The organism is Bdellovibrio sp. HCB337, assembly GCF_047302465.1.
Classification (GTDB): Bacteria; Bdellovibrionota; Bdellovibrionia; order Bdellovibrionales; family Bdellovibrionaceae; genus JACMRP01.
In genome coordinates this window covers 2,156,848-2,168,151 of sequence record NZ_CP178621.1, presented here as the reverse complement: position 1 = coordinate 2,168,151, position 11,304 = coordinate 2,156,848, and the positions used below count along the sequence as shown (strand labels likewise).

The following is an 11,304-nucleotide window of genomic DNA, read 5'->3' as shown; positions in this document are numbered from 1 at the left end:
ATGGTAGCAAAACGCGGCTCGTGGAGAACACGCTTTGGATTTTACCTTTTGGCCATCGGTTCTGCCTGTGGTCTGGGTAATCTTTGGCGTTTCCCTTATGTCGTGGGTGAAAACGGAGGCGGGGCCTTTGTTTTGCTTTATGTTTTCATGGCACTGACTGTGGGTTTACCGCTTTTGATTGCGGAACTGAGCCTTGGTAAGTCCACTCGGCAGTCGGTATTGATGGCGACTCAGAAACTCACAAAAGACTCTGGTATAAAAGCTTTTGTGTGGGCAGGGCGCTTTTCAGTTTTATTAAGCCTTGTGGTGTTTTCGTATTACGCCGTGATCAGCGGCTGGGTATTGCACTTCTTAAGTCGCTTCATCATTGAAATTATGTTCCCAGGTGACACTCATCATGCTTCAGCCTCTTTAGCTTTATTGATGAAGAACGGTTCTCTTCAGTGGGCTTTAGCGAGTGTGCACGTTTTGCTAACGATCGTTGTTGTGGGTAAAGGCGTGCAAGAAGGTCTTGAAAAGTGGATCAGCTATATGATGCCGCTTTTTGCAGCCCTGGTATTGTTGCTTTTATTCCGTTCGGCGTCTTTGCCGTCAGAGACTGAAGTATTGCGGTTCTTGTTTTATCCTGACTTTTCAAAGCTGACTTATTCCTCTTTGATCCATGCGATTGGGCATATTTTCTTTACGCTCTCGGTAGGGTTTGGAACTTTGGTGACCTTCGGAAGTTATATGCGTGACGAAGACCACGTTCCAACTGCGGGCTTTCGCGTGACGTTGGTAGATACTTTGATTTCTTTGGTTGCGGTAATGTTAGTGTTCCCGATCGCATTCCAAGCGTCGAATGTACCGTTGACCGATCCAGCTCTTTTGTTTGAGACCTTGCCAAGATTCTTGATGGAATTCCGTGGTGGTTTGCTGTTTGGTTTGTTGTTCTTTAGCTGTCTTTATATGGCGGCTTTAAATGCCAGTATCGGTCTTATGGAGACCATCGTTTCTAACCTGGTTGATAGCCAAAAGAAGCGTCTTGTGCGTACTCGGGCTTCGTGGGTGGCGGGCGCTGTGGCGTTGGCACTTGCGACCATTCCTGCGTTTTCAAGCTCAGTATTTAGAAACGTGCAAATCGATGGCAAAGGTTTGATGGAGCTTATGGACTCGATCCTGATTAACTGGATTCTTCCAGTAGCGGCTTTGGGTCTAGTTATAAGTATTAACTGGGGTATGTCTGAGAAAGAGAAGGCAAGTCAGTTTATCGCGCACGACCGCTTCGTGAGTCACTCGATGTATCCGCACTGGAAGTGGGCCCTTCGCTGGTACGCTCCGGGCTTTATCATCTTTGGGATGCTTCTGCAGATTCTAGGGCTATTCTTAAAATAGCCCCTCGTTAGACTTTATTAAATGCTATTTCAATCTACCCAGATGCTTTTCGGCAATCTCTTGGGTTGCGACTTGCAGGTCTGCAGGTGGGCGGATGGTCAGCTCAAGGGTTTCGACTCTCTCGATAAACGAGTCTCCGTACCACTTAGCGATGTTAAGAAATGCAAGTTCCCTGTCTTCTTGATTTTCGAATTGATAACTAAAAAGATCCATAGTTGTCCTTTCAGAACAGAAGATTCTATTTCACAGTATCAAGCTCAGAGTGGAAATACCAGTTATAAGAGCCTTTCAGAATCTTCATCGCGGGATTAATATCCCTTTAGAGTTATTAGACTAATCGAACACGTTGTTTGGTTAGTGATTCTCCGATTATGGGTTCAAAGTTAAGTTAGAAACCGCATCAGCACGTCTGGCGCTGATTTGGCCATCAAGTCCCGAGGCCATCGTACCGCTGCGAGAGCGTGTAACCGAGATCGCGGCGTTCGCGATGACTCCGGTGATGGTGTCGTCGGGATCTGTGTCTGTCGCTAAGATCGTGTAAGCGCCATCATCGTCCAAAGACCCATGCGAGCGACTATAAGTGGTCGAGCCTGAGCCCGACGCACTCGTTCCGCTGCCGCTAATCGAGACCTCAACCGTATCGCTGCCGGCATTCCAAGTGACGGGGATGGTTTGTCCTCTGGTAAAGGTCGCGCCATCGTTTGGTGAAGAGATCGTGATTGCAGCAGGCATGACGACACTCGAACTATAGGACTCGGGCCCGTCGTCGCCATTTCTGGTAAATGTAAAAGTATAAGTGGCACCAGCGGTGAGGGTCCCGCAATTGCCATAGTAATAGTACTTACCAAAAAGGTCTTGGTTTTCAGTCATTGCATTGCCGTTACAAGTAACGCTATCACCGGCTGTCAATTGCAAGACGGTTCCGGTCATGCCGCCGACATAAAAGGTAGCATCGGCGCGGGTATTTGCTCCATCTTCCTGGATGGTCAAAACGGCGTAGATCCCATCGGTATCGACATTATCTGATGTCGTTGTCGAGCAAGAAATGAGAACGCTCGTTAGCAGTAATATGGATGTAAGCACAAATCCTTTCATATCTACCTCCATATTTCTATTTTATCGGGGATTGTGATCTGCGATAGTTTTTCATTCGGAAGTTCTCATAAAAGAACTGGGTGTGACTTTTGGAAAACAACAAAATGAGATGACTGTGGCCTTTCCACCGCACCTATTTTGAGTGTGTATTTTACGCCAATGTTCGTTCTGGTCTGGGTATAGTCGCATATCTTGACTGTGTAAATCGAGTGTTGGTTATATCTAAGATAGTGAATAGGTAAACTATGAAGAGAATTGTTGAGGTATTTTTAAAACTTCTGATCCTAGGGCTTAGTATTGCCATTTGTAACTTCATACTTACAGAGCCATCCGTGACTTGCATTGAAGCGGGAGGCGCATTTAATGATACTCTTCAGTATTGTGAGGGGTTGGGGCATTCGTCTCAACTATTTGAGATCTTAAAAAGAGAGACGCTATTTCTAGTTGCTGTTTCGTCAATCGTATCGATGTCTCTTTTGAGCCTGGCAAATATGGTAATGAAAAGAAGTTGGTGATGTTCGATGTCCGTTGGTCAATCTCCTAGAGGCGAAGTTTGTGTTAAACCTAAAGATGGAAAAGGGCCTGGAGAGCCAACGGGAATTAATATTAACGATGTTATTACCGGTAATAAATAGTTATGAAAAAAAACGGAAATGTATATTGAGCGAGTATTTTTGATTGATGGAATCAGTAATTGATCGAAAAAAACAAATTAAGACTATGATTGAGGCTATGCTACGTGGAGATCTATCTGCCAAGGACGTTCTTGGTCAGTGGCCTAAAGGGGCGAGATTGAGCGCTGATGAGGAATGTTTAATTCATGAAATAGGACACTTTGCGGATGACGTAGATATTCGCTCACGAGATAAGTCCTATGAGGACTATCAGAAGAATCTAATATTAAAATTCCTTCAAGACTTTCTGGAATCTTGAGCCTTAACATAAAAGCTATGTCGTTAGTAGAAGTGAAAAGATGCGAAGCGGGAAAGGATTCGCATCTTTTTTGAAAGAAAATTTCTTAAGTTAAGAAGTAGGCTGCTAAAAAAATCTATGCGATAATAAAAAAACGAAGCCTCCTTGGGGGCTTCGTTTGAAGAAACAAATCTTGTAATTTAAATCCTAGAAATTCATACCCAAGATCAAAAGAGCATCTACGATGTCGCCTGATACTGAGTACTTCATTGGTGTCGAGCTTGTTCCATCATTCAGGAACTTGCCATTTTCGTCTTTGAAGCTTACGTAGTGATACATAGCTTGAACGCCCAAATACGCTTTCTTACGCATCAGTGGGACTTCAAGACCCACGCCTAATTCGATGCCCATTGTTGAGTCTCGGCCGTAACCCTCTAGACCCTCGAAAGTGTATGTGCGGTAATATTGCGCAATACCGCCGATAAGGTATGGGTTTAGGTCCGCTAAGCCGCGGGTCACGTTTTGGGTGTTAAAGTAATACTTGAGGTCGAAATTAAAGCTCGTGAAAGAGACATTGCCTGGGTAAGTGGTCGTTACGGTCTCTAGCTGTGCGCCGTTGTCGCCGGTCATAAAGCCCATCGACAGAGCTAAACGCAAGTCAAAGAAGTAGCTTAAGTAAAGTCCGAAAGTAGGCGCCGACTGATAGGCTTTTCCCATATTGCCAGTGAAGCCGCGCATACCGGCAGCTAGACCCACCGTAAAGAAGCGACCGTTTCTGAAGAAGTTGATATCAGCCTCTTCATCCGATGCTTCGTCGAACTCACTGTAATCACTAAATGGATCGTAAGCCTCATCTGGATCGGTCTGTGCGATCAGATAAGATTTGTGGTCGGTGGTATTGTTGCTCAAATAGTTTTGAGCAAAAGCAGGAGCCGCTAATGAGCAAATAGTCATCAACGCGATCAATAGAATTTTCACGGTATCCCCCTGATATAAGTATCGCGAAAAATCAGGGAAAACTGAAGGAAGGTCTCACTTTGAGACGCTAAAAATCTCAAATAGGGTCATTCAGGGCTTTTTCAATCTTCTCTATGACGGACTTCGATGATGGAGAGGTCATAGAGCTCCAACGATCGACGACTTGTCCCTGGCGATTGATAAGGAATTTTTCAAAATTCCAGCGGACGTCTTTGAAGATCATGCCTGGTTTTTGCTCGATCATGAACTTGTAAACGGGCTGTTTTTCTTTGCCGGTCACAGCACCTTTATCAAAAATCGGGAAGGTCACGCCGTATTCTTTTTGGGCAACACTCAAGACTTCGTCGTTTGTGGCTTTCTCTTGCTTGAAGTCGTTAGACGGGAAGGCTAAAACCGTAAAGCCCTTCGCAGAGTATTTTTTGTACAAAGCTTCCAGGTCTTTCAGTTGCGGAGTATAGCCGCACTCGGACGCCGTATTCACAACTAAAACCACTTTGCCGCGGTACTGAGAGAAATGGACCTTTTTGCCCCGGATGTCATTCGCAGAGAACTCGAAGAAGTTGTGCGTGCTGGAGAGTGTCGAAGCGGCTGGTTTGGCCTCCGAAATCGTCACAAAAGAGCTAAACAAGAGCGTTATGGTAGAGAAAAGCGCGGCAGAGAGAAAAGTTTTAATCATATGTGAGTTCCTAAACGAGCCTCTTTTTTATTCTCGCTAGTATTTGCACTAGAGACAAACACAAACTGCAAAAACTGCCACAAAATTACTCAATATTTTTTCACAAAAAAGACGCTAGATTCTTTGACTTTGAACATCAGGAATTTTCTAATCATTCTATGGACCTAAACACCTCTGTTCTTATCGTCTCGGCCTATGGGCGGGGCTCTTGGCTAGCTGCTGAACTTCAACGGGAAAACATCCCTGTTGTTCTGATCGATGTGACATCCAAATTAGGGGTCTGGCCACCTGAAGATGTCGAAGGTCCATTTGGATTTTTCAAACCCGAAGAAATGTCGGACTCACAAACTGAACGCGTGTTTTCAGAAGACAACTTTGAATCCGTCGATCAAGGCTTCACAGTCTGGCTTTCAGATGGTCCAGTAGAACTCAAAAGCTCTCTCACTCAACACCGCTTACAAAAAATTTCTCAGAACAAAGAAGTCGGTAACTCTTTGCTGAGCGGTAAGGCTGGATACAAAAATCTTCCGGCACTGCAAAAATGGGCTTCTGAAAATTTCATGGAGTCTTGGGTTTTGCATCTTGCGCACCAATTGGGTGCAACAACGTATGTGCCAAGTGCGCGTGCGAGTCTTTCTGGAAAAGCATTGAAGCTAATGAATCCGTTCTTGGTACGAAAAGCCACGCGTGCGGGACAGCAGAAGTCAAACGAGTGGTTGAAACAGAAAAACGTCGAAGTTCACCAGAAAACAGAAATCTTAGATCTGTCTTTCAAAAATAAAAAAACGATTTCTGGTATCGAGGTTCACGGTGAACAGCGCTCGGGTCTTATGCACGTTGAGCAAGTCGTGTGGATGCTGAGTAGTGAAGAGTCTTACTTTGTGTCTCCGAAAATTGCGAAGCACATGTTTCCTGAGGGCTCACTCGAAGCTGAGTGGTGCTGGGTTCGCTATCGCTTGAAAATGTCAGCGTGTCCAGAAAGAGACTCGTTACCGATTCACTTGCTCTTGATTGGTCAGGTGGCAAGTCCGTGGACTCATCAGAATATGATGGTCTTGCAAAGAACGGCGCTAGAAGACCAGTTCGATGTTTGGATCCGTATTCCAACAGTGCAAAGATTCAACAAAGAGTATCTGCGCATTCGTGGCGAGAAGATCATGGATATTTTGCGTGAGCGTTTGCCGCTGGCGCTGCCTGAGATCCAATCTTACCCGCAAGAATTTTATTATACCTATTCACAAATTGGTCCGTCCTCTTTCCCGGTTTACCGTGAGGGTCTGGAATCACGTCGTCGTCACATGGATTTCAACAATGTGTTCTTGGATGGTGCTGAGATCTGGAAAAACTATTCTTGGGATGATCAGTTTGAAAACCAGGCATCGATTCGAGAGTCCTTAATGAAATGGTGGAAGCTCTTACAGGCTCGAAAGGAAAAGGAACATCGTGATTGAGCGTTATACTCGTCCTGAAATGGGAGTGATTTGGGATTTGGATCATCGCTTTGGCAAAATGTTAGAGGTGGAAATTGCTCTAGCGCAAGTCCAAGCGCAAATGGGGATCATTCCTCGTGCAGCGGCTAAAGCCATTGCAGAAAAAGGACGCTTCAGCGTTCGTCGTATTGCCGAGATTGAAAAACAAACGAAGCATGACGTGATTGCCTTTGTTTCTAACGTTGCTGAAAACGTAGGGCCTCATGGAAAGTTTATTCACTTTGGTCTTACAAGCTCTGATGTCTTAGACACAGCCTTTAGTCTTCAAGTCCGCGAGGCCGGAGAGATCTTAGAAAAATCCATGGACGCTTTAGAAAAAGCGCTCGTTAGCCTTGCAAAGAAGCACGAAGACACATTGTGTGCAGGCCGTACCCACGGGATGTTTGCAGAGCCTACGACTTTTGGTTTTAAGATGCTTGGCTTCTTAGCTGAGTTCCGTCGTAACCGTAAACGCGTTGAAGATGCTCTAAAGCAAATGATGATCTGTAAGCTGAGTGGCGCTGTTGGTACATACTCAAGCCAAGGTGTTGATGTTGAAACCAAAGTTGCTAAAAAATTAAAACTGACTCCTGAAACTATTGCGACTCAGGTAATCCCGCGTGATCGTCATGCCGAGATGATTCATGGCCTTGCCATGATGATGAGTGGTCTTGAAAGGCTTTCTATTGAGCTTCGTCATCTTCAGCGCAGCGAAGTGAGCGAAGTTACTGAAGGCTTCAGTAAGGGGCAAAAAGGTTCTTCAGCGATGCCTCATAAGAAAAACCCAATCAGTGCTGAAAACATCACAGGTCTTGCTCGCTTAGTGAAAGGTTATGCTTTCACAGCGATGGAGAATATTCCTCTCTGGCACGAGCGTGATATCAGTCACTCATCAGCAGAGCGTGTGATTTTCCCGGATGCGTTTATCGTGACGGACTATGCGGTTTCTCGTATGGCAAATTTGCTAGACGGTCTTGAAGTGAATAAGAAACGCATGCTTGATAATATTGAAAGCTCTCAAGGCACACTCTTTAGTTCGCATGTACTTTTGGCACTGGTGGATAAGGGGCTTCGTCGTGAAGAGGCTTATGCTCATGTGCAAAGACTCAGTCATAGTCTTGAAAAGGGCGAGCAACTTCGCGATAAAATCGCGAAAGACCCTGAGGTGTCGAAGTTTTTGAAAGCCAAAGAGCTTGATGAAATCTTTAGCGGTAAGAAACACAAGAAATCCATTAAATCCGTGATGAAGAGGGGATTGTAGTGTCTAAGTGGGAATACCTCAAAAAGGGCGACATTGTTGATGTGGTTTCTCCTGGCTTTGCTTCGACTCCGGAAGAAGTTGAAGGTTCCCGTCAGTTTTTACTGAAGTGGGGGCTGCAGCCACGTATTCCTAAAAAATTAATTCAAAAACATTTCCTACATTCAAATACTGATGAAAAACGTTTTGGGTTTCTGCGAGAGGCTCTCGCTGCGAAAGATTCAAAAATTATCTGGTGCTTACGTGGTGGTTACGGTTCGAACCGTTTGTTGCCACTACTAGATGAAGTGAAAAAGCCTGCAAGACAGAAACTCCTTGTAGGGATTAGTGATATTACCTCTTTGCATGTGTATTTCGAGCAAAGATGGAATTGGCCAACGATGCATGCATCACTGCTTGATCGTATGGGCAGCGGCAAAGTGCCGCCTAAAATTGAAAAAGAAACAATGGACCTTCTTTTTGGAAAAACCAAAGGGGTCGAGTTTAAAAAGCTAAAAGCCATGAATAAGGCTGCTGAAAACTTGAAGAGCGTGAAGTCTTCAGTGGTTGGCGGAAACCTTGTGGTTTTGCAAAGTACAATCGGAACTCCGTATCAGCTGAATACCGATAACAAAATTCTTTTTATTGAAGATCTAGGCGAGCGTGGTTACCGTGTCGACCGCATTCTGGAGCATTTCCAGCAAGCGGGTTTGTATAAAAAATGTAAAACTCTGGTCATCGGGGAATTCCTGGGTGGTCAAGAGTCAGACGGTAGAGTGTTGTGGCCTCAAGTATTTAAATCTTGGGCTGAACGATTAGACATTCCGGTTTTTAGCGGAATGGAAGCCGGGCACGGGATTGTCCAAAGACCTGTGCCATTCTTAACGAAAGCGGTTTTAACTGGTGGTAAAAAAGGCTGTCTTTGGATTGAAGCGGAAGGAGAAGAATCGTGAAATTTTCGGTTCTTGAAAAGAAACTCATGGAACAACTTAAAAGTCGTATCACGGATACGACTCCAGGGGTTGTTGTACGCGCCTATCAAGGCGGACGCATGGTCTGTGATGTGAGTGTTGGGGATACATACCCGTATTATGATTTAGCTAGTTTGACGAAAGTTATTTTTACTGTTCAAGCCATGATGGTGGCATTTGAACAAGGTAAATGGAACTTGGATACTTACGTGAAAGACCAGCTGCCGTGGTTCCCGCACAGCAATGTGCGTGTGCAGGATTTACTGACGCATTCGTCGGGCCTTGTGTGGTGGTTCCCGTTCTATAAAGAAATTGATTTGAATTCGTCATTGGAAAAACGTCGAGAGAAATTAAAAGAGATCATCACAGGTCTTGAAGTTTCAGACACTCCGAATAGCGTTTATTCAGACGTGGGTTTCTTGGTTTTAGGCTTCTTGGTAGAAGAATACTACAAAGATAATTTGCTAGCAGTATGGGACGGAATCAAAGACAAGTTCTATGCTGGTACGACTATGGAGTTCCATAATCAAAATCAACCAAAGCACAGAACGTCACTTTATGCTCCAACGGAAGAATGTCCTTGGCGTAAAAAATTGATCGTAGGCGAAGTTCACGATGAGAACTGCTGGACGCTGGGTGGAGTTTCCACTCACGCTGGTCTTTTTGGCAGCGTCGATGACGTTTCTTGGGCTTTGCTGAATATCCGTTCGCAGCTTTTGGGAATTGCCAGATACTCTGTGAAACAAAAAACTGCGAAGCTATTTGCAGCACGCGCACGCCCGCAAGGAATGGGTGATTGGGCATTGGGATACATGATGCCAACTCCGGGTGCCGCAAGCTGTGGCAGTCATTTCTCGCTGTCATCGATTGGTCACACGGGCTTCACGGGAACTTCGATGTGGTATGACCCGAAAGCGGATTTCGGTGTGGTCGTGCTTTCAAATCGAGTCATGTATGGAAGAGAAAATAAGTCTTTTGGAAAACTTCGCCCTGAAATTCACAACTGGATCGTCGAGGGCTTCAGAAAGAGTGCAGTATGAATCTAAAACCAGGTAGTCACATTCATCTTATGGGAATTTGCGGAACCGCGATGGCAAGTCTTGCGGGTCTTTTAAAAGATCGCGGCTTTAAAATCACGGGCAGTGACTTGAACCCTTACCCACCAATGTCGACTCAGCTCGAGGGCCTTGGTATCAGCATCATGAGGGGTTATAAGGCTGAAAATCTTCATCCAAAGCCCGACTACGTGATTGTTGGAAACGTGATCTCTGCAAACAACGAAGAAGCGCAAGAGCTTGTGAAGCTCGGAGTTCCCTATACCTCTTTGCCAAAAGCAATGGGCGAGTTCATTATCGAAAATCGCGAAAGTGTTGTGATCTCGGGAACGCATGGGAAAACCACAACGACATCGATGATGTCTTGGGTTGCAGAGAACGCAGGGAAAAAACCAGGGTTTCTGATCGGTGGTATTCCTAAAAACTTCTCGCAAAGTTTTAAAAATCCAGAAGGCAATTTGTTCGTCATCGAGGGTGATGAGTACGACACAGCTTTCTTTGATAAAGTTCCAAAGTTTGTTCACTATCGCCCAAAGCATGTGATTTTGACTTCGGTCGAGTTTGACCATGCGGATATTTATAAAGATCTGCAGGCCGTGAAGGACTCTTTTGCGAAACTTATGCATTTGATTCCTGAAAACGGAACTTTGCTTGCGTGTGCAGAAGACGCAAACGTGTTGGAACTTCGCAAACTTTGCAAAGCGAAGAATTCTTTCACTTATGGTTTTAAAGCGGATTCCGATTTCAGAGCAAAAGTTCTTTTCCAAGATCCAAAAGGCATTGGTTTTGAAGTTCACCATAAAGGTGAAATCCTAGGCCCCTACAATATGCAAATTACAGGTGAGTATAACATCCTAAACGCCACTGCTGTGGTTGCGATGTCGAAGCTCTTGGGATTCTCTGAAAATAGAATTCAAATCGCGCTAGAGTCCTTTGAAGGCGTTAAACGCCGTCAAGAGATCTTGGGCGAGCCTAACGGCATTCTTGTGATCGAAGACTTCGCCCATCATCCAACAGCGGTGCGTGAAACGGTGAAGGGGATTCAGAAGAAGTACCCAAGTCGCAAAGTGTTCTCGGTTTTTGAACCAAGAAGCGCGACATCACGTCGTAAAGTATTCCAAAAAGATTATGTAGAAGCTTTCAAAGGCTCGCACGAAGTGCTTTTGGCCAAAGCTTTTGATCAAACCAAGATCAGCGAAACAGATCGTTTCTCGAGTCATGAGTTAGTAGATGATCTTAAGAAGTCCGGAGTTACCGCTGAGGATTTTGATGGTGCTGAACAAATCGTTGCGGCTCTTAAGTCTCGCTCAAAAAGCGGTGATGTGATCCTGATCATGAGTAACGGCGGCTTTGATGGCATCTATGGCAAACTGATGAAGGCTTTAGAGTCCTAAAGCGTACTGACCATAAAAATCCAGAGGGAACAGCAGCGAAAAATGGCACGACGCTGTTCACTCTCTAGATACCCAAAAAACTCAATAGCGACCTTAATAGCGAACTGTCTCAATGTAATATAGTGGCATAGATTGCAGTGTTT

Annotated in this window: 10 protein-coding genes; 6 read left to right on the top strand and 4 right to left on the bottom strand. The window is 44.9% G+C overall.

The window, feature by feature from the left end; translation table 11 throughout:
* On the top strand, nucleotides 1–1,374 hold the full coding sequence (locus ACLWBB_RS10480) for a sodium-dependent transporter (protein WP_413287454.1): 1,374 nt from the start codon (nucleotides 1–3) through the stop codon (nucleotides 1,372–1,374).
* A gap of 24 nt (nucleotides 1,375–1,398) precedes the next feature.
* Here ACLWBB_RS10480 and ACLWBB_RS10475 read toward each other — a convergent pair whose 3' ends face one another.
* The 4 genes from ACLWBB_RS10475 to ACLWBB_RS10460 form a co-directional block, all read right to left on the bottom strand.
* Nucleotides 1,399–1,587 carry a hypothetical protein gene (locus ACLWBB_RS10475; RefSeq protein WP_413287452.1) on the bottom strand — a complete coding sequence of 63 codons (189 nt, stop codon included), beginning with the start codon at nucleotides 1,585–1,587 and terminating at the stop codon, nucleotides 1,399–1,401.
* Between the two features lie 156 nt (nucleotides 1,588–1,743).
* Nucleotides 1,744–2,469: an Ig-like domain-containing protein gene (locus tag ACLWBB_RS10470; protein WP_413287451.1), complete on the bottom strand. Its 726-nt coding sequence runs from the start codon at nucleotides 2,467–2,469 to the stop codon at nucleotides 1,744–1,746.
* Between the two features lie 1,119 nt (nucleotides 2,470–3,588).
* On the bottom strand, nucleotides 3,589–4,359 hold the full coding sequence (locus ACLWBB_RS10465) for an outer membrane beta-barrel protein (RefSeq protein ID WP_413287450.1): 771 nt from the start codon (nucleotides 4,357–4,359) through the stop codon (nucleotides 3,589–3,591).
* A 76-nt stretch (nucleotides 4,360–4,435) separates the two neighbouring features.
* Nucleotides 4,436–5,035 (bottom strand): glutathione peroxidase, encoded by a 600-nt coding sequence (locus ACLWBB_RS10460; RefSeq protein ID WP_413287449.1) that lies wholly within the window; start codon nucleotides 5,033–5,035, stop codon nucleotides 4,436–4,438.
* 158 nt (nucleotides 5,036–5,193) lie between these two features.
* Here ACLWBB_RS10460 and ACLWBB_RS10455 point away from each other — a divergent pair, with 158 nt between their 5' ends.
* The 5 genes from ACLWBB_RS10455 to mpl are packed head-to-tail and all read left to right on the top strand — an operon-like array spanning nucleotide 5,194 to nucleotide 11,161.
* Nucleotides 5,194–6,486, top strand: a complete 1,293-nt coding sequence (locus tag ACLWBB_RS10455) for a hypothetical protein (RefSeq protein WP_413287448.1) — start codon at nucleotides 5,194–5,196, stop codon at nucleotides 6,484–6,486.
* Nucleotides 6,479–7,765, top strand: coding sequence for an adenylosuccinate lyase (purB, locus tag ACLWBB_RS10450; protein WP_413287447.1), 1,287 nt, complete (start codon nucleotides 6,479–6,481; stop codon nucleotides 7,763–7,765). The genes ACLWBB_RS10455 and purB overlap by 8 nt, the downstream gene beginning before the upstream one ends.
* Nucleotides 7,765–8,694, top strand: coding sequence for a S66 peptidase family protein (locus ACLWBB_RS10445; protein ID WP_413287446.1), 930 nt, complete (start codon nucleotides 7,765–7,767; stop codon nucleotides 8,692–8,694). The genes purB and ACLWBB_RS10445 overlap by 1 nt, the downstream gene beginning before the upstream one ends.
* Nucleotides 8,691–9,752, top strand: a complete 1,062-nt coding sequence (locus tag ACLWBB_RS10440) for a serine hydrolase domain-containing protein (protein WP_413287445.1) — start codon at nucleotides 8,691–8,693, stop codon at nucleotides 9,750–9,752. The genes ACLWBB_RS10445 and ACLWBB_RS10440 overlap by 4 nt, the downstream gene beginning before the upstream one ends.
* Nucleotides 9,749–11,161 (top strand): UDP-N-acetylmuramate:L-alanyl-gamma-D-glutamyl-meso-diaminopimelate ligase, encoded by a 1,413-nt coding sequence (gene mpl, locus ACLWBB_RS10435; protein ID WP_413287444.1) that lies wholly within the window; start codon nucleotides 9,749–9,751, stop codon nucleotides 11,159–11,161. The genes ACLWBB_RS10440 and mpl overlap by 4 nt, the downstream gene beginning before the upstream one ends.
* The last annotated feature ends 143 nt before the right edge of the window (nucleotides 11,162–11,304 follow it).

Coding starts and splice junctions, on each gene's coding strand:
- mpl (WP_413287444.1), top strand. CDS start 9,749: ATGAATCTAAAACCAGGTAGTCACATTCATCTTATGGGAATTTGCGGA.
- ACLWBB_RS10475 (WP_413287452.1), bottom strand. CDS start 1,587: ATGGATCTTTTTAGTTATCAATTCGAAAATCAAGAAGACAGGGAACTT.
- ACLWBB_RS10460 (WP_413287449.1), bottom strand. CDS start 5,035: ATGATTAAAACTTTTCTCTCTGCCGCGCTTTTCTCTACCATAACGCTC.
- ACLWBB_RS10455 (WP_413287448.1), top strand. CDS start 5,194: ATGGACCTAAACACCTCTGTTCTTATCGTCTCGGCCTATGGGCGGGGC.
- ACLWBB_RS10480 (WP_413287454.1), top strand. CDS start 1: ATGGTAGCAAAACGCGGCTCGTGGAGAACACGCTTTGGATTTTACCTT.
- ACLWBB_RS10470 (WP_413287451.1), bottom strand. CDS start 2,469: ATGAAAGGATTTGTGCTTACATCCATATTACTGCTAACGAGCGTTCTC.